At 65.1% G+C, this 17799-nt stretch carries 15 protein-coding genes; 10 read left to right on the forward strand and 5 right to left on the reverse strand.

What is annotated here, in order from left to right; genetic code table 11:
* Positions 1-5 precede the first annotated feature (5 nt).
* On the reverse strand, positions 6-2018 hold the full coding sequence (locus tag QF038_RS08685) for a M3 family metallopeptidase (protein WP_307609765.1): 2013 nt from the start codon (positions 2016-2018) through the stop codon (positions 6-8).
* Positions 2019-2103: 85 nt separating this feature from the next.
* On the opposite strand from QF038_RS08685, the gene QF038_RS08690 reads away from it, so the two are divergent.
* Complete coding sequence (locus QF038_RS08690; RefSeq protein ID WP_373461542.1) at positions 2104-3369, forward strand: CapA family protein; 1266 nt, start codon at positions 2104-2106, stop codon at positions 3367-3369.
* 49 nt (positions 3370-3418) lie between these two features.
* Here QF038_RS08690 and QF038_RS08695 read toward each other — a convergent pair whose 3' ends face one another.
* Both QF038_RS08695 and QF038_RS08700 read right to left on the reverse strand, forming a co-directional pair.
* Positions 3419-4171: a type 1 glutamine amidotransferase gene (locus QF038_RS08695; RefSeq protein WP_307609767.1), complete on the reverse strand. Its 753-nt coding sequence runs from the start codon at positions 4169-4171 to the stop codon at positions 3419-3421.
* Positions 4168-5460 (reverse strand): Mur ligase family protein, encoded by a 1293-nt coding sequence (locus tag QF038_RS08700; protein ID WP_307609768.1) that lies wholly within the window; start codon positions 5458-5460, stop codon positions 4168-4170. The genes QF038_RS08695 and QF038_RS08700 overlap by 4 nt, the downstream gene beginning before the upstream one ends.
* Positions 5461-5550: 90 nt before the next feature.
* Between QF038_RS08700 and pdxT the strand changes: the two genes are divergently transcribed.
* The 9 genes from pdxT (at position 5551) to QF038_RS08745 (ending at position 15479) form a co-directional block, all read left to right on the forward strand.
* Positions 5551-6261: a pyridoxal 5'-phosphate synthase glutaminase subunit PdxT gene (pdxT, locus tag QF038_RS08705; RefSeq protein WP_307609769.1), complete on the forward strand. Its 711-nt coding sequence runs from the start codon at positions 5551-5553 to the stop codon at positions 6259-6261.
* Between the two features lie 3 nt (positions 6262-6264).
* Positions 6265-7020, forward strand: a complete 756-nt coding sequence (locus QF038_RS08710) for a YebC/PmpR family DNA-binding transcriptional regulator (RefSeq protein WP_307609770.1) — start codon at positions 6265-6267, stop codon at positions 7018-7020.
* A 32-nt stretch (positions 7021-7052) separates the two neighbouring features.
* Entirely contained in the window at positions 7053-7631 is a 579-nt protein-coding gene (gene ruvC / locus QF038_RS08715; RefSeq protein ID WP_091419831.1) for a crossover junction endodeoxyribonuclease RuvC, read from the forward strand.
* Positions 7632-7731: 100 nt separating this feature from the next.
* Positions 7732-8376 carry a Holliday junction branch migration protein RuvA gene (gene ruvA / locus QF038_RS08720; protein WP_307609771.1) on the forward strand — a complete coding sequence of 215 codons (645 nt, stop codon included), beginning with the start codon at positions 7732-7734 and terminating at the stop codon, positions 8374-8376.
* Positions 8369-9457, forward strand: a complete 1089-nt coding sequence (gene ruvB / locus QF038_RS08725) for a Holliday junction branch migration DNA helicase RuvB (RefSeq protein WP_307609772.1) — start codon at positions 8369-8371, stop codon at positions 9455-9457. Before ruvA ends, ruvB begins: the two co-directional genes overlap by 8 nt.
* A gap of 209 nt (positions 9458-9666) precedes the next feature.
* Positions 9667-10077 carry a preprotein translocase subunit YajC gene (yajC, locus tag QF038_RS08730; RefSeq protein ID WP_091419836.1) on the forward strand — a complete coding sequence of 137 codons (411 nt, stop codon included), beginning with the start codon at positions 9667-9669 and terminating at the stop codon, positions 10075-10077.
* A 103-nt stretch (positions 10078-10180) separates the two neighbouring features.
* Positions 10181-11941 carry a protein translocase subunit SecD gene (gene secD, locus QF038_RS08735; protein WP_307609773.1) on the forward strand — a complete coding sequence of 587 codons (1761 nt, stop codon included), beginning with the start codon at positions 10181-10183 and terminating at the stop codon, positions 11939-11941.
* Entirely contained in the window at positions 11941-12957 is a 1017-nt protein-coding gene (gene secF, locus QF038_RS08740) for a protein translocase subunit SecF (RefSeq protein WP_307609774.1), read from the forward strand. The genes secD and secF overlap by 1 nt, the downstream gene beginning before the upstream one ends.
* A gap of 131 nt (positions 12958-13088) precedes the next feature.
* On the forward strand, positions 13089-15479 hold the full coding sequence (locus tag QF038_RS08745) for a bifunctional (p)ppGpp synthetase/guanosine-3',5'-bis(diphosphate) 3'-pyrophosphohydrolase (protein ID WP_307609775.1): 2391 nt from the start codon (positions 13089-13091) through the stop codon (positions 15477-15479).
* On the opposite strand, the gene QF038_RS08750 is transcribed toward QF038_RS08745, so the two are convergent.
* Together QF038_RS08750 and QF038_RS08755 are read right to left on the reverse strand one after the other, a co-directional pair.
* A complete protein-coding gene (locus QF038_RS08750) occupies positions 15360-16097 on the reverse strand; it encodes a type IV toxin-antitoxin system AbiEi family antitoxin (protein WP_307609776.1) in 738 nt (245 codons plus the stop codon). The genes QF038_RS08745 and QF038_RS08750 overlap by 120 nt on opposite strands.
* A gap of 103 nt (positions 16098-16200) precedes the next feature.
* Entirely contained in the window at positions 16201-17742 is a 1542-nt protein-coding gene (locus tag QF038_RS08755; protein ID WP_307609777.1) for a DUF349 domain-containing protein, read from the reverse strand.
* Positions 17743-17799: the final 57 nt, after the last annotated feature.

The following is a 17799-nucleotide window of genomic DNA, read 5'->3' on the forward strand; positions in this document are numbered from 1 at the left end:
GGGCTTTACTCCAGGCCGCGGCGCTTCAGGAGGGGCTCGAGTTTTGCCTCGCGGCCGCGGAGGGTGCGGAAGGACTCGAGGGGGTCCCTGCTGTTTCCGCGGGACAGGAGCTCCTGCCGGAAGCGTTCGCCATTGGCCCGGGACAAGCCGCCGTTCTCGGTAAACCAGTCCACTGTTTCGGCGTCCAGCACTTCGCTCCAGATGTACGAGTAGTATCCGGCGGCGTACCCGGCACCGGCGAAGACGTGCTGGAAGTACCCCGTGCGGTAGCGCGGCGGGATCAGGGCGTGGGCGATGCCGGCGGCCGCGAGTGCCTTGTCCTCGAAAGCCACTGCGTCCTCCGGCACATCGGCGGCTCCCAGGACGTGCCAGGCCAGGTCCAGCAGGGCCGCGCCCAGGTACTCAGTCGTGGCAAAGCCCTCGCCCCACAGCTGTGATTCCTGGAGTTTGTCCACAATGTCCCGGGGGAGCGGCTCCCCGGTTTTGTAGTGTTTGGCGTAGTTCGCCAGCACCTCCGGCCACATGATCCACATCTCGTTGACCTGCGACGGGTATTCGACAAAATCGCGGGGGACAGCGGTGCCGGAAAACCTCGGGTACGCCACGTCCGAGAACAACCCGTGGAGTGCATGGCCGAATTCGTGGAACATGGTCCGCAGCTCGTCGAGGGTCAGCAGCGTGGGTTCGCCCGCCGGCGGCTTGGAGATGTTCAGGTTGTTGATGACAACTGGTCTTGTTCCCAGCAGCTCCGATTGGTCCACCAGCGAACTCATCCAGGCACCCCCGCGCTTGGACTCCCGCGTGTAGTAGTCGCCCAGGAACAGGCCCAATGCAGTGCCGTCCTCGTTCCGGACCTCCCAGACACGGACATCCGGGTGGTACCCGGCCAGGTCCGTCCGCTCCTGGAAGGTGATGCCGTAAAGGGATGTTGCGGCGAAAAAGACGCCCTCAGTAAGGACCCGCTCCAGCTCGAAGAATGGACGAAGTGCCTGCTCGTCCACCTCGTATTTCTCCCGCCGGACCTTGGCGGAGTAGAAGGCCCAGTCCCAGGCCTCCAGGGGGTGTCCGGCTGACTCGGCAAGGGCAGCGGCTTCAAGGTCTGCGTTGCGGACGGCCGCCGGTGCCATGCGGTTCAGCATCGACTGGACCGACTCAAAATCAGGCGCGGTCTGGCGGTCCACCACCAGTTCTGCGTAGTTCGCGAAGCCCAGCAAGGCGGCCTTTTCGGCACGGAGTCCCGCCATGGACCGGGCCAAATCCAGGACGTCGAGGTTCCCGCCGCTGCTCCCGCGGGCCACCGAGGCCTCAAAGAGCCGACGACGGATGTCCCGGCTCTCAAGGACGGCGAGGGCGGGCTGGTTGGTGGGCTGGATCAGCGCCAGGAGGAACTTCCCATGGTGCCCCGCAGCACGGGCAGCTTCCGCGGCCCGTGCCACGTCGTCGGCAGGCATCCCCGCCAGATCCGCGGCGTCATCAAGCAGGAGGGCCGCCGACTTCATACCTTCCTTGACCCGCTGGCCGAACTCTGTGCCCAACCGGGAGAGTTCCGCGTTGAGCTCCCTGAGCCGCTCCTGCCCGGCCGCGTCCAGCTGGATGCCGGACTGCCGGAATTCCTTCACATACTCGTCCACCAGGCGCCCGGACTCGGCATCGAGGCTGGAAGTATCGAGGGCAGCGAAGCGCTCGTACAGCGCCCGGTTCAGGAAAACCTCATCCTGGTGGGCGGAAAAGCGCGGCGAGAGTGCTGTTTCAAGATCCCGGATGTCATCCGTTGCATCGGCGGACACCAGGGTGAAGAAGGCGGCAGAAGCCCTTTGCAGCAACTGCCCGGACAGCTCCATCGCCACCGCCGTGTTCTGGAAGGTGGCCGGTTCAGGGTTCTCCGCAATGGCCCGGATGTCCGCCAGGTGGCCGGCGAACCCGGCCTCTGCTGCCTCCGCATAATGCGAGGCCTGGAGGTCAGCAAAGGGAGGCAGGCCGAACGGAAGCGGGCTGGGATGAAGCAGGGGGTTTGTCATGACGTAAATCTTCCACACGGGCCACACCTTCTCAACGACCTCCAAATGCTCGTGGCGGCGGGCCGCAATACCTACAATGACGGCTATGGGGATTAGTTGGGGTGGTGCCGCCGCGCGCGCCGGCGCCACCGTCTGCGCATTGTTCGCAGCTGCTGCACTGGCCGGCTGCGGGTTGGTGGCTGAGCAGAACGGGCAGACGCCGCGGCCGGCAGTTTCCAGTTCCGAAGTCCCCGGTTCCGGGACACCAGCCTCAGCTCCGGCCCCCAGTCCCACCCCGACCCCTGCTCCCACGCCCGGCAAGGGCCCGGCCTGCCCGGTGCTGCGGTGCACATCGGTGCTGGTCACCGGCGACATGCTGGTCCACACCCAGCTCTGGCAGCAGGCGCAGCAGGATGCGGCCGCAGCGGGGAAGCCCGGCTACGATTTTGGGCCGCTGCTGGAAGGGCAACGCCGGTACATCAACGGCAGTGACCTTGCAATCTGCCACCAGGAAACACCTGTGGCCGGTCCGGAAGGTCCGTTCTCGGCGTACCCGTCCTTTAACGTCCCGCCGCAGATCATCACAGCATCCAAGAATGTGGGGTACCAGGCATGCACCACCGCCAGCAACCACACCATCGACCGTGGCACCGACGGACTGCTGCGCACCCTAGATGCCCTCGATGCCGCCGGCCTTAAACACACGGGTTCCTACCGGACCGAAAATGAGTCCCAGGGGATCCTCATCCTGCAGACACCGGCCGCGATGGTCGCGGTCATCGAGGCCGCCTACGGGCTCAACGGGCTGGTCCCGGACTACCCGTGGCAAGTGGACATGCTGGACGCCCCGGCCATGATTGCCAAGGCCGTGAAGGCGAGGGAACTCGGGGCCGACATCGTCCTGGGCGCGATGCATGCCGGTGAGGAGTATGCCAGCGAACCGAACGCACAACAGCAGGAGGTCGCGCATGCGCTGGTGGACAGCGGGCAGTTCAACCTGGTCTACGGGCACCACACCCACTCGGTGCTGCCCATCGAAAACTACAAGGGCACCTGGATTGTGTATGGCCTCGGCAACGGCATCACCGAACTGTCACCCTGGTACGTGGTCAACAATGAGGGCCTGCTGGTCAGGGTGCAGTTTGGCCAGGACGCCACCGGGAAGTGGTCAGCCACCGATATGGCCTGGGCTCCATCGGTTATGGTCCGCGATCCCTACCGCTGGTGCCCGGTAGCGGCCGACGCGCCGCAGGGGCCATGCGCCGGCCCGGAAGCGGATGCCGCCACCAGGCAGCGGACCGCCACCGTGGTGGAATCCCGTGGAGCCGCAGCGGCGGGCGCCCACGAACTCCTGATTACCCGCGAGCCGTAAGACGGGGCCAACGAAAGTGCCGCCGTCGGCCGTGGTAGCAAAAACGGAATCAGCGCGGGCGGCGCGCCGCGTGCTCCCTGGCCAGTTCGGCGAACCGGTCGTCGGGGTGGCCCGGCTCGAACGTCCCGAATTTCCGCTCGGCGGCCGTCCGGATCAGGAAATCGGCAATCGCAGGGTTCTTCGGCAACAGCGAGCCGTGCAGGTAACTCGCCACAACATTGCGGTACCGGGCGCCCTCATGGCCGTCGCTGCTGTTGTTCCCGGTGCCCTTGGCAACGGAGCCGAGGGGCCGCACCCCGCTGCCGAGCCTGGTCTGGCCGCTGTGGTTCTCGTAACCCAGGACTTCGCCGAACTCGGGCGTGGCCACCTTGACGTTCCCGATCAGGCGCTCGTCCGTGCCATGGGTTTCCACGTCCAGGACACCGATGCCGGGGATGACGGCTCCGGTGCGTGTTTTGAAGAAATGACCGAAAAGTTGGTACAGCCCGCAGATGACCAGCATCGGGGCGCCGTCCTCGGCAAGGTCCTTCAACGTCCCGGCCCGCGCCTGCAGGTCGTCCTGGATGACCAGCTGTCCGCTGTCCTGGCCGCCGCCGCCCAGAATAATGTCCACGTCCCCGGGGAACGGATCACCCACGTTGTATTCGAGCAGTTCGGGAGTGTAGCCGTGCCAGCGGAGCCGCTGCTGCAGGACCAGGGCGTTACCCCAGTCGCCGTAGATGTTCATGTCCCGCGGATACAGCTGCACCACCCGTATGGTGCCCTTGCTTCCGTTGACGGGATCCGCGCCTGCCTGGCTCATGAGACAACCTCCACGGTGGTGATTTTGGACAGCTCGCGGCGGATCGCCAGCATGGCGGTGTAGGTGCAGAATACGCGCTTGGGCTTGCCCTGCGCCTCCCTGATGAAGGCCGCGAGGGCGGGGGCGATCTCGGTGTCCACAGCGCCGATCCGGACGTCGTCGTACTGCAGGCGCAGGGCCATGTCGTAGGCGCGGGACCCTGTCACCTGGTCCACTCCGCCCTCGCGCAGGGAATCGAATTCCACATCCCACAGCCAGGACATGTCCCGGCCGTCGGCGTAGTTGTCATTGATGGCGATCATCGTGGCGTAGCCGCCGGCGGGAAAGGACTTCAGCCCCAGCCGGAAGCCGCTCGGGTTCTTCACGAGGACGAGATCCAACGGCTGCCCGTCCACGGTAAGGCTCTCACCTCGGCCAAACGCCGGCTCCACCTTGGACAGAGCTTCCAGCAAGGTGGCATGGTTCGCGGTGGCTGCGCCGCCGCCACAAATACTGCGCGCAAGCGTCAGCGCCGCCGCCGCATTAAAGATGTTGTACACCCCGCGCAGCTTCATGCCCGTGGTGACAGTGCCGCCGTCGTACTCAAATTCAGCACTGTCCGCGCCTACTTTGCGGAGTACGACGTCGGCTGCGGGCTTCTCCGGCAGGGCCGCCGGGGCGGGACTTCCGGGAGCCGCGCGCAGGTCGTCGTCGTTGGGGAAAGTTCCCAGCAGCGAGTCATCCAGGCCGAAGTACTTGACCTCCTGCCCCGTCAGCGTTGCAGCGATCCGGGCAACGCGGGGATCCTCGCGGTTCAGTACTACAGTCCCCGTGGTTTTTGCGGCGATGTGCTGGAGCAGCTGGGCTGTTTTATCGATCTCGCCGAACCGGTCCAGCTGGTCGCGCAGGACGTTCAGGAGGAGGCAGTAGCGCGGGGGCACGCTGTTGACGAAATGAACGGCGTGGGCCTCGTCCAGTTCCAGGACCGCGACGTCGGCGTCGAGCCGGCCGCGCCAGTCTACTTCGCCGAGCAGGGCCGCGGCCACGCCGCGGGTGAAGTTGCTGCCGGTGCGGTTGGTGAAAACCTTCAGCCCCTGGCTCTCCAGCAGTTCCACCACCATCTTGGTGGTGGTGGTTTTGCCGTTGGTGCCGCTGACGACGGCTACGCCGTGCGGGAGGGTGGTGAGTGTCCGCCGCATAAAGCCGGGATCGATTTTTTCGACCACCAGCCCCGGAAAGGCAGACCCGCCACCCCGGAGCCGGGAGGCGCGACGGACCAGCTTGCCGAGCGGAACACTGAAGGAGAACATAGTTCGAATATATCCCAGCAACGGCATACAGCTGCCGCCGGGGATGGCCTTGCGGACTGGGTGAAAGCGACTGCGCCGTATGCTGGATGGATGACAAATTCCCTTTCAGCCGCTTCCGCACGCGTTGGATCCGGTCTGCGGATCGGCGTGCTGGCGCTCCAAGGTGACTTCCGCGAACACCTCCGGGCCATCGAAGCGACCGGCGCGGAGGCGGTGGGAATCCGCCGCCCCAAGGAACTGGACGGCCTGCACGGCCTGGTTATTCCAGGGGGCGAATCCACCGCCATCGATAAGCTTGCCCGCGCCTTCGACCTGGCCGGGCCGCTCAAGGAACGCATCGCCGACGGCCTGCCGGTGTACGGGTCCTGCGCCGGCATGATCCTGCTGGCCTCTGACATCGCCGATCCGGCCACCGACCTTTCCGGAGCCCCGCAGCAGACGTTCGGCGGACTGGACATCACCGTGCGCCGCAACGCGTTCGGCCGGCAGCGCGAGTCATTCGAGACGGACCTTGATTTCAAAGGGCTGGACTTCAGCGCCACGGAGTCCGGGGTTCCGCCCGTCCACGCCGTCTTTATCCGCGGACCGTGGGTGGAGCGTGTGGGACCGGACGTTGAAATCCTGGCCCAGGTGGAGCCGGCCGATCCTGAGCACGCGTCCCACGCGGTCCCGCTGCCCGGGACGGCTAGAATTGTTGCAGTGCGTTCAGGCCGGCTGCTGGCCACCTCCTTCCACCCGGAAGTGACGGGGGAGAAACGCGTACACGAACTTTTTATCCGCATGATCAGAGGAGAAGCGTAAAGCATGTCAGGCCACTCCAAATGGGCGACGACCAAGCACAAGAAGGCGATCATTGACAGCCGCCGCGCAAAGTCGTTCGCCAAGCTGATCAAGAACATCGAAGTTGCCGCACGCATGGGCGGCCCGGACCTCGCCGGCAACCCCGGCCTGGAACTGGCCGTGACCAAGGCGAAGAAGACCTCGGTTCCCAACGACAACATCGACCGTGCCATCAAGCGCGGCGCCGGCCTCACCGGTGAAGTGGTGGACTACACCGAAATCATGTACGAAGCCCGCGGCCCCCAGGGCTCCGCGCTGCTGATCGAGTGCCTCACGGACAACAAGAACCGTGCTGCTTCCGAGGTGCGCCTGGCCATTTCGCGCAACGGCGGCACCATCGCTGATCCCGGTTCCGTGAGCTACCTCTTCGCCCGCAAGGGTGTTGTTACGCTGCCGAAGAACGGCCTCAGCGAGGACGACGTCCTGATGGCCGTGCTGGACGCCGGCGCCGAGGAAGTCAAGGACAACGGCGAGACCTTCGAGATCCACTCCGAACCCGCTGACCTGCAGGCCATCCGCGACGCCCTCAAGGAAGCCGGCATCGAGTACGACACCGACGAGGTGGAGTTCGTCCCCTCCATGCAGGTGGAGCTCGACGTCGACGGCGCCCGTAAGTTCCTCAAGCTTGCCGATGCACTCGAGGACCTCGACGACGTCCAGAACGTTTACAGCAACGCCGACCTCAGCGACGAAGTCCAGGCTGCCCTGGAATCAGAGTGACGTCCCGCGGTGCCTGCTGACCCCTCGCGCCCGTGACGCTGCGTGTACTCGGCGTAGACCCGGGACTGACCCGCTGCGGCATCGGCGTGGTGGACGTTGAGCGGAACAGGCGGGCAACCATGGTGGCCGTGGGCGTGGTGGGCACTTCGCCCGAGGAGACGCTGGACCAGCGCCTCCTGGTGATCGCCCTGGCCATCGACGAATGGCTGGACCGCTACGAGCCCCAGGTGCTCGCCGTCGAACGCGTCTTTTCCCAGCTCAACGTCAGCACGGTGATGGGGGTCGCCCAGGCGTCCGGCGTGGTGATCGCCGCCGCCGCGCGCCGCGGAATTCCGGTGGCGCTGCATACGCCGTCGGAAGTAAAAGCGGCCGTGACCGGCAGCGGCTCCTCCAATAAGGACGCGGTGACCAAGCTCGTCACCAAGATCCTCCGGCTCGATGCCCCGCCGCGCCCGGCTGACGCAGCAGACGCCCTGGCCCTGGCCATCACCCATGCGTGGCGTGCCGGCAGCGGTGCGGCGATTGCCACTACCGGCCCCGGCAGTTCTTCGCTGACTCCGGCCCAACGGGCATGGGCCGAAGCGGAGGCGAAAGTGCGGCGTGCCCGCTGATTGTCCTGGCTGCTTGCTAGGGTATTCGTAGATATGTTCGGATAGCCGGTACCTGCCCTCTTACCAAGTGGCGGCCCGGCGGTACACCAGGAGCCCGGCCTTGATCAGTTTCCTTCGCGGAACCGTAGCGCACGTAGGCCTGTCCACGGCCGTGATCGATCTCAACGGTGCGGGCATGAGCGTTAACGCCACGCCGCAGACCCTCAGTAAGCTCCGCACGGGGGAGGAGGGCCAGCTGTTCACGTCCCTGATCGTGCGTGAGGATTCGCTCACGCTTTTTGGCTTCGCGTCCGACGACGAGCGGGAAGTTTTCGACATCCTGCTCAGTGTCAGCGGGGTGGGCCCCCGGCTGGCGCTGGCAGTTCTTGCTGTCCATGATCCGGAGGCGATCCGGGTGGCGGCACACACCGGTGACAGCAAAACCTTCACCAAAGTGCCCGGCATCGGTCCCAAGGTGGCCGGCAGGATCGTTTTGGAGCTCGCCGGAAAGCTGGTGCCGCACGGCACTGCCGCTGCAGCGGGTGCACCTACCGCTGCGGAGGCCGCCTGGAAACCCCAGGTGGTTGCTGCGCTGACGAGCCTCGGCTGGTCCGAAAAGGACGCCTCCGCCAGCATCGACAAGGCACTGGCGGACGATCCCGAGGTGTCCTTCCGCGGCAACGTGCCGGAAATCCTGCGGACTACGCTCCGCTGGCTGGGTCAGGACGGAGCGCGTGCCGGCAACCGCGTAGGCAGCCGTGGCTGAACCGTCACTGGTGGCCGCGGGGGAGGAACCGGAAGAGCGTGCCATCGAGGCCGCCCTCCGGCCCAAAAACCTCGATGACTTTGTGGGCCAGCACCGGGTGCGGAAACAGTTGTCGCTGGTGCTGCAGGCCTCACGCATGCGCGGCCGGAGCGCGGACCACGTGCTTTTTTCGGGCCCGCCCGGGCTCGGTAAAACCACACTGGCCATGATTGTGGCATCGGAGATGAACGCACCGCTGCGGATCAGCAGCGGGCCCGCCATCCAGCACGCCGGAGACCTGGCCGCCATCCTGTCCTCCCTGTCCGAGGGTGAGGTCCTGTTCCTGGACGAAATCCACCGGATGTCCCGGCCGGCCGAAGAAATGCTCTACATGGCCATGGAGGACTTCCGGGTGGACATCGTGGTGGGCAAGGGCGCCGGCGCCACTGCCATTCCGCTCGAACTGCCGCCGTTCACCCTCGTCGGTGCCACCACCCGTGCGGGCCTCCTGCCGGGGCCGCTGCGTGACCGGTTCGGCTTCACCGGGCACCTGGAGTTCTATTCCGTTGCCGAACTTGAGCTTGTCCTGCGGCGCTCCGCCGGGCTGTTGGACCTGAAGGTCAACTCTGCCGGATTCAGCGAGATCGCCGGCCGCTCCCGCGGCACGCCGCGTATTGCCAACAGGCTGCTGCGCCGGGTCCGTGACTGGGCTTTGGTGCACGGCATCGAACAGATTGATGCGCGGGCGGCCTCCGCGGCCCTGGATATGTATGAAGTGGATAAGAAGGGGCTCGACCGGCTGGACCGGGCGGTCCTGGAAGCGCTGATTACCAAGTTCGGCGGCGGCCCCGTGGGCCTGTCCACCCTGGCCATCGCCGTCGGCGAAGAAACGGAGACCGTGGAGACGGTGGCCGAGCCCTTCCTGGTGCGCGAGGGGCTGCTGGGCCGCACGCCGCGGGGAAGGATCGCAATGGCCCCCGCCTGGACCCACCTCGGCTATGCGATCCCGTCCGGCGTTTTCGGGCAGGAGCCGCTGGACCTTTTCGATACTGCCCAAGATGAGTCCGAGGGCACTGACAACTGGGCGCCGCAAAGCCAGTAGCAGGCTCCCTTCAGCTTTTCCCTTTAGACTGGTATGACGCTCGGCACGTTCGGGTCTTTGTTTCGCGGGCTGCACATGCTGCCTGCGTCGCTGGGGAAGGAACCCGTCAGGCCTCTGCCTGCCTGACAGTTCTGCCCCGGCCGGAGCGAAGCCGATGTTGCTGGAAAATCAGCTAGGCAAATAAAAGGACGGAATTCCCCTTGGATCCAATGTCAATTCTCCTGTTCGTCATGCTCGGCGTGTTCATCTTTATGATGTTCCGCCGCAACAAGAAGACGCAGCAGCAGCAGGCGGAGCTCCAGTCGAAGTTCGGCCCGGGCGTCGACGTGATGACCAGCTTTGGCCTCTACGGCCGGATCGTGGACATCGACGAGGCCGAGAACAAGGTCACCCTTGAACTTTCCCCCGGCAATCTCGCCACCGTACACCGCCAGGCCGTCACCAAGATTGTTGAGCCCGCTGCTGTGCCCGAGGCCGCTGCGCCGGCCGTCCCGGATGATGCCTCCTCCATCACCGGGCAGGAAATCCCCGCAGCGGAGACCGGAACCCCGGCCCAGCCGGCCGAGACTCCCGACGAGACCCTGAAGCGCCTCAATGATGAGGGCAAGAAGGACAACTAGTCCCTGTTAGCGCTTTTCAACACCTCTACGGCTGCGGAATACCGCCGGTGCCGGCCAAACCAGGCACCGGCGGTTCCTGACGTGAATAAGAGAAAGATCAACAATGGCACGAACTGGCCCTAAGAAACCAGGCCTCAGGGTCCTGGTCTGGCTCGGCGTCATCATCGTCGCGCTGACTGCTGTCCTGGCGGGCGGCACCCTGGCCGGGAAGGCGAGCTGGGCGCCCAAGCTGGCCCTGGACCTCGAAGGCGGCACCCAGATGATCCTGGCGCCCAAGGTTGAGGGCGGTTCGGACATCAACGAAGAACAGCTCAACCAGGCTGTGGCGATCATCCGCCAGCGGGTGGACGGCTCCGGCGTTGCCGAAGCCGAGATCAGCACCCAGTCCGGGCGCAATGTGGTGGTCAGCCTTCCAGGCACCCCTTCAAGCCAGACACGCGACCTCATCCAGGCCTCCGCGGACATGAACTTCCGTCCTGTCCTGCTTAACGGGGCAGGCGCGGCCGTGCCTGAGGAGTCGCGGGCACCGGAAGACCAGCTGCCGAAGCCGACGGCGGAACCCGCCAACAGCAGCGACACGAACTGGATCACGCCGGAAATCTACCGCCAGTTCGAAGCCCTTGACTGCGACAACCCGTCCCAGGACGAGCAGGAACGCTCGGACCCGGCCAAGCCGCTGGTCACCTGTGAGCCTGCATCCGGGAACAACCCGGCGATCAAGTACATCCTGGGTCCGGTGGAGGTTAAAGGCAGCAACATCGTCACCTCCTCCTTCCAGCTCCAGCAGGGTGCACAGGGTGCCGTCACGAATGAGTGGGCAGTCAACATCCAGTTCGACGGCGAAGGCACCGCTAAGTTCAAAGAGGTCACGGAACGCCTGAACCAGTTCTACGTGGCTGCCGGCGGGGAATCGGGCAACGACCCCAAGGCACAGTTCGCCATTGTGCTCGATGACCAGGTCATTTCCGCTCCGCGTTCGCTGGCCGTGATCACCGACGGCAGGCCGCAGATCACCGGCGGCTTCACGGAACAAACCGCCAAGGCATTGTCTGACCAGCTCCGGTTCGGTGCCCTGCCCATCAGCTTCGAGATCCAAAGCGAGCAGCAGATTTCCGCCACCCTGGGCGGCGAGCAGCTGCGTATGGGCCTCCTCGCCGGCTTGATCGGCCTGCTCCTGGTGGTGGTCTACTCGCTGTTCCAGTACCGGGCCCTTGGCTTCGTGACCATCGCCTCGCTGGTGGTCGCCGGCATCCTGACCTACCTGGCTATCGCCATCCTGGGCTGGACGGAAAACTACCGGCTGTCCCTGGCAGGCGTAGCGGGCATCATCGTTGCCATCGGCCAGACGGCTGACTCGTTCATCGTCTACTTCGAACGCATCCGCGATGAGCTCCGTGAAGGACGCGGGCTGGTGTCCGCCGTCGAAAACGGCTGGAAGCGCGCCAAGCGGACCGTCCTCGCCTCGAAGGCTGTCAACCTGCTGGCGGCACTGGTCCTGTACTTCGTGGCCGTCGGCAACGTCCGCGGCTTCGCCTTCACCCTGGGCCTGACCGCGATCGCCGACCTCATCGTGGTGTTTATGTTCACCCACCCCACGCTGCAACTGCTGGCCCGCACCCGGTTCTTTGGTGAAGGACACAGGTTCTCCGGCCTCGACCCCAAGCGCCTCGGCGCAGTTCCGCTGTACCGCGGCGCGGGCCGCGTCCGCACACCCGAAGACCGGCCCGCCGTCGCAGTCCGAGCCAAGAATGCAGGCGCCACGGCCGAGGCCGAACGCCGCATGACCATTGCCGAACGCCGCCTGGCGCAGAAGCAGGCGGAGCTGGCCGGCTCCTCGAAGTCTGCAGCGAAGGAGAACAAGTAATGCCAAGCTTCGCAACTTTCGGTAATGAGCTCTACACCGGCAAGCGCTCCTACAACTTCGTAGGGGCCAAGAAGATCTGGTTCATCGCCGCGGCCGTGGCCGTTGCCCTGTCCATCCTCATTCCGGTGGCCAAGGGCGGCTTCAACCTCGGTATTGAATTCCGGGGCGGGTCCGAGTTCACGGTCTCGAACGTCAAGACCACGGACGCCACGGTGGGCGAGGAGGCCGTCACCGACGTGGTGGCCGGCAGCGTGCCACGTGTCGCCAACGTGGCCGGGACCACCATGCGGATCCAGACCGACAAACTCACCGACGATGAAACCCTTCGCATCAAGGAAGGCCTGACCACGGCCTACGGAGTCACGGACAACGAGGTGACCTCAACCTTTGTGGGACCCACCTGGGGTGCTGACGTCACTAAGCAGGCGCTGATCGGCCTGGTGATTTTTGTGCTCCTCGCCGCGGTGCTGATGGCGTTGTACTTCCGCACCTGGAAGATGTCGCTCTCAGCCATTGCGGGCATGGTGGTCACCATGTTCGTGACAGCCGGGGTGTACGCGCTCAGCGACTTCGAAGTGACCCCGTCGGCCATCATCGGGTTCCTCACAGTCCTGAGCTACTCGCTCTATGACACGGTGGTGGTGTTCGACAAGATCCGCGAGAATACGGCTGAGCTTGACGCATCAACACGCCGCACTTTCGCGGAGGAAGTCAACCTGGCCGTGAACCAGACCCTGGTCCGCTCGATCAACACCATGATGGTGGCCATCCTGCCCGTCGGCGCCATCCTGTTCATCGGTGCCGGACTCCTTGGCGCGGGAACGCTGCGGGACCTCTCGCTTGCCCTGTTCGTTGGCATCCTGATCGGGACTGCGGCCACCATTTTCGTTGCGGCTCCGATGTATGCCTGGTTGCGCCAGAACGAGCCGGACCTCGTCAGGCAGGCCAAGCGCGTAGAGCAGCGCCGCGCCGCCGCTGAGCGTTCCGCGGCTCCCGCGGAGCCCGCCCAGGCCTAGGGTTTTCGCAGGGGCCGGACCGCGTCAGAAACCTGATGCCGTCCGGCCCTGGCTGTTTTAAGGGCCGGTTATAAAACTCCTTCGGGTGAGGAATAGACTGGGGTAATTAAACGGTCATGAGGGGTGCTTCATTGGAAGAACGTTCTGCGTCGCTGCCGACGGCACAAGGAGATCAGGGTCCGGCCGGTGTGCAGACCGGCCAGGCTGCTTCCGCGCGCGCAGGTTCATTGGTCCCCGTGGATAACTCAGGTTCACGCCCCACTTTTCCCGGCCGGCGGGAACGCACCAGGTCCAGGCTTGCCCGGCTGACAGGCCGGAGTGCCGCAAATTATTCGCCCATCCTGGAACCACTGCTGAGGACGGTCCGGGCCAACAATCCCAAAGAGGATTTTGACCTCATCCAGCGCGCCTTCGACGTGGCGGAACGGAGCCATCGCGGGCAGAAGCGCAAGAGCGGTGACCCGTACATCACCCACCCGGTAGCGGTGGCGACCATCCTCGCCGAACTGGGACTCAGTGGAACCACCCTGGCAGCGGCTCTCCTGCACGACACTGTCGAGGACACGCCCTACACACTCGCCGACCTGAAGCGTGACTTCGGTCCGGAAGTGGCGATGCTCGTTGACGGGGTCACCAAGCTGGACAAAGTCAGCTTCGGCGAAGCGGCACAGTCCGAGACGGTCCGCAAGATGGTTGTGGCCATGGCCAAGGACATCAGGGTTCTGATGATCAAACTCGCCGACCGGCTCCACAACGCCCGCACCTGGCGTTTCGTTTCGGCCGAATCGTCGGCCCGCAAGGCGCGCGAAACCCTGGAAATCTTTGCCCCGCTGGCGCACCGCCTGGGCATGAACACCATCAAATGGGAACTGGAGGACCTGTCCTTCGCGGCACTGTACCCCAAGGTGTACGAAGAGATCGTCCGCATGGTGGGGGACCGGACTCCGGAGCGCGAGAAGAGCCTGAGCGTCATCCGGGACCAGATTACTGAAGATCTCCGCACGGCCAAGATCAAGGCAACCATTACCGGCCGCCCCAAGCACTACTACTCGATTTACCAGAAGATGATTGTCCGCGACAAGGACTTCGACGACATCAATGACCTCATGGGTGTCCGTGTCCTGGTGGACTCCGTCCGGGACTGTTATGCCGCCCTCGGCACCATGCACTCGCGCTGGAACCCGCTGCCCGGCAGGTTCAAGGACTACATCGCGATGCCCAAGTTCAACATGTACCAGTCGCTGCACACTACGGTGATCGGTCCCGGCGGCAAGCCGGTGGAAATCCAGATCCGGACGCATGAGATGCACCGGCGCGCCGAGTACGGTGTCGCCGCGCACTGGAAGTACAAGGACCAGCCCAACCGCACCGCTGTTGGCCCCGGGAGCCCGCGCGACGGCGACATGGGCTGGCTGCGCTCACTGGTGGACTGGCAGCAGGAAACGTCGGACCCGGGGGAGTTCCTCGATTCCCTGCGGTTCGAGATCAACGCGCGGGAAGTTTTCGTCTTCACCCCAAAGGGCGAAGTCATGGCCCTGCCGGCTGGATCCACCCCCGTGGACTTTGCCTACGCTGTCCACACCGAGGTGGGTCATCGGACCATCGGCGCCCGTGTCAATGGAAAGCTCGTTCCGCTCAACAGCGAGTTGAACCACGGCGACTGGGTGGAGATCTTCACCTCCAAGGCTGAAGGAGCAGGGCCCAGCCAGGACTGGCAGCATTTCGTCAAGAGTGCCCGGGCCCGCAACAAGATCCGCCAGTGGTTCAGCAAGGAACGCCGTGAAGAGGCGATCGACCGCGGCAAGGAACTCCTGACCCGTGCCATGCGGAAGCAGAACCTGCCCCTGCAGCGCCTGATGACGCATGAGGCGCTGGCCGCGGTGGCGGAGGACTTCAAGTACGTCGACATCTCCGGGCTGTACGCCGGGGTGGGGGACGGGCATACCTCCGCCCAGGCGGTCATGGAGAAGCTCGTCGAGAGCCTCGGCGGAAACGAAAGCACCGACGACGACATCACCGAAGTCAGCATTCCCACCCAGGTCACGAAAGCACGGTTCTCCGATTCCGGCGTAGTGGTCCGTGGCGTGGGTGACGTGTGGGTGAAGCTGGCCAGGTGCTGTACCCCGGTTCCACCGGATCCGATCCTCGGGTTCGTGACCAGGGGCTCGGGCGTTTCCGTGCACCGGACGGACTGCACCAACATCTCCGACCTGAAGGATCAGCCGGACCGGATCGTTGATGTGGACTGGGCGCCCACGCAGTCCAGCGTGTTCCTTGTGGAGATCCAGGTTGAGGCGCTGGACCGCAAATCGCTGCTCTCCGACGTCACGCGCGTGCTTTCCGAGAACCACGTCAACATCCTGGCAGCCAGCGTCCACACGTCCAGCGACCGCGTTGCCATTTCAAAGTTCGCCTTCGAGATGGGTGACCCCAAGTACCTGCACCACGTCCTGAGTGCTGTCCGCCGGATTGACGGTGTTTTCGACGTCTACCGCACCACGGGGAACAAGCGCCGGAACTAGCTGCGCCAGCTTTTCCAGTGCCGCCCTCTTGTGGGGGACCCGGGGGCTGGCCTCGATGGCCAGGATCAGCAAGCGCAGGCGCACATCGTTCTGCGGGCGCGCCAGCAAACTTTCCAGGGTGGGGATGGCCCGCTCCGCCTCTACGTGCAGGGCTACGTCAAGGGCAGTGCGCAGCGGACTGGAGACCATCAAACCGCCCAGGCTGACAACATCGAACGGCCCGAGCTTCACTTCGTGCAGGCTACAGCCCCGGGTGTTGCGCAGGCTCGAAACACGGCGCTTGGCATCAACCAGCAGCGCCAACCGGTCCGGCTCAGCCGCGCAGCCATAGATCCAGGCCGCCGTCATCCTCCCGGCCACTACCCGTTGGCGCACGGCTGCCGGAACCGCTCCGGCCGCTGCCCGTGCCCGGAGTTGCGGGGTGGCCGTGCTACCGGGCAGCGCGTAACCGTGCTGATGGAACCGGGTCAGCAGGCCGTCCGAGGCCAGCGACTGAAGCTCCGGGAAGGCAAACGGCATGCCCGGAGCATAAAGCTCGGGGAAGCGCGGCAGTGGTTCCGGGGTGGAGGAGGAATCCGCGCCGTGCGCGGCGGCGGGAGGTGCCGTGGATGTCGCCATCCACCCATCCTGCCCCGATGGCGTTAACCGGCACAGGCCCGGTTCCCGTTATGTGGATAACCGGAACCGGGCCTGCATTGACGACAGCCGGGGGCGAAAAGGGCTAGGTCAGTTCGCTGGCTGACCGCTGGATCTGGTCCAGCCAGGCCTGGCGTGCTTCCAAGGCTTCCTGGGCAGCCTTGATCCGGCGCTGGTCGCCGGTCTTTTCAGCCGTGGCGAGGTCTTCCTGGAGCCCCGCGATGGCGGATTCCAGCTGTGACAGGGCGCTGTTGGTGCGTGCCTTCCGCTCCGGGTTGGACCGCTGCCACTGCTCTTCCTCGGCGTGGCGGACGGCGTCTTCCACCTTCCGCAGCCCCGCCTCAACGCGTCCCATGTCCGCGCGCGGGACCTTGCCGGCCTCTTCCCAGCGGTCCCGGACCGACTGCAGGGCCTTCTTGGCAGCAGGCAGGTCCTTCACCGGGAGAATGGCGTTGGCTTCGATCAGGAGCGCTTCCTTGACCGTGAGGTTGGAGGCATATTCCTGGTCGATCTCATCATTTGCCGCCTGGCGTGCCGTGAAGAAGGCATCCTGGGCGGCGCGGAACCGGGCCCAGAGGGCGTCGTCGTCCTTGCGGCTGGCCCGCGGCGAGGCCTTCCACTGATCCATCAGGCGGCGGTACTCGCCGGCAGCGAATCCCCAGTCGGTGGAGGTGGACAAAGCTTCCGCCTCTGCGATCAGCTTTTCCTTGGCGGACTTGGCAGCAGAGTTGTTGCTGTCCAGCTGGGAGAAGTAGGCGCGGCGGTGACGGTCGAAGACGGTGCGGGCGGCACGGAACCGCTTCCACAGGGCGTCCTCGTTGCTTCGGCCAAGGCGGACCCCGCTCTTCTGGGCAGCCTTCCAGCTCTCGAACAGCTCGTTCATCCGGGCGCTGGAGGTTTTCCACTGGGTCTGGGTGGGATCCTGGCCGGAAATTTCCTCGGCTTCGGCAACGATCGCCTCGCGGGCAGCGAGCTCGGAGGCGCGAACGGCGTCGTGCTCGGCCTTCTCTGCCTTTTCGAGTTCAGCGATCTGCGTTGACAACGCATCCAGCCGCGCCTCTGCAGACCGGAGGTCTCCCACCATGTTGCGCTCGGCGAGCTGCTCACGCAGGTGCGTGACGGTCTTTTGCATGTCGGTGCTGGGGGCTTTTGAGCTGACGCGCTGTTCCAGCAGCACGATCTGGGCAACCACATCGTCATATTTCCGCGCGAAGTAAGCCAGTGCCTCGTCGTCACTGACCCCCGGGTACTGGCCCACGGGGTGTTCCGCGCCGTCGATGGTCAAAAAGACGTGTCCATCGCCCTCCACGCGGCCCCACTTCGACGCTTCTGCCAGCGACGTTGCCGGCGCTGCGGGGACCGGCGCTGCAGCAGGTGCAGCGGCAGGCTTGGGGCGGGACGCGAAGGCGGCCGGAGAAGGTGCCGGGCGGGGTGCCGGTGCCGGTGAAGTGCTTGACGGGGCATCGCCTTCCACAGCTGGGCTCTCACTGGCGCCGCTTTCCGGAGCATTCTCCACGGGAGCTTCCGCTGCCGGGGTGGTGGCTGCAGCTGCAACTTCCTCGGCGGCCGGTGCCGCTGTCCCGGTCAGGTCTGTTGCTGTTTCGTCGGATTTCTGACTGTCTGTCACCGCTAAAAGTCTTTCGCTTGGAGGAAAATACTCAGGTCCTGCACCGCAGCCCCAGGG

The organism is Pseudarthrobacter sp. W1I19 (assembly GCF_030817835.1).
Taxonomy (GTDB): domain Bacteria; phylum Actinomycetota; class Actinomycetes; order Actinomycetales; family Micrococcaceae; genus Arthrobacter.

Coding starts and splice junctions, on each gene's coding strand:
- QF038_RS08685 (WP_307609765.1), bottom strand. CDS start 2,018: ATGACAAACCCCCTGCTTCATCCCAGCCCGCTTCCGTTCGGCCTGCCT.
- QF038_RS08690 (WP_373461542.1), top strand. CDS start 2,104: ATGGGGATTAGTTGGGGTGGTGCCGCCGCGCGCGCCGGCGCCACCGTC.
- QF038_RS08695 (WP_307609767.1), bottom strand. CDS start 4,171: ATGAGCCAGGCAGGCGCGGATCCCGTCAACGGAAGCAAGGGCACCATA.
- QF038_RS08700 (WP_307609768.1), bottom strand. CDS start 5,460: ATGTTCTCCTTCAGTGTTCCGCTCGGCAAGCTGGTCCGTCGCGCCTCC.
- pdxT (WP_307609769.1), top strand. CDS start 5,551: ATGACAAATTCCCTTTCAGCCGCTTCCGCACGCGTTGGATCCGGTCTG.
- QF038_RS08710 (WP_307609770.1), top strand. CDS start 6,265: ATGTCAGGCCACTCCAAATGGGCGACGACCAAGCACAAGAAGGCGATC.
- yajC (WP_091419836.1), top strand. CDS start 9,667: ATGTCAATTCTCCTGTTCGTCATGCTCGGCGTGTTCATCTTTATGATG.
- secD (WP_307609773.1), top strand. CDS start 10,181: ATGGCACGAACTGGCCCTAAGAAACCAGGCCTCAGGGTCCTGGTCTGG.
- secF (WP_307609774.1), top strand. CDS start 11,941: ATGCCAAGCTTCGCAACTTTCGGTAATGAGCTCTACACCGGCAAGCGC.
- QF038_RS08750 (WP_307609776.1), bottom strand. CDS start 16,097: ATGGCGACATCCACGGCACCTCCCGCCGCCGCGCACGGCGCGGATTCC.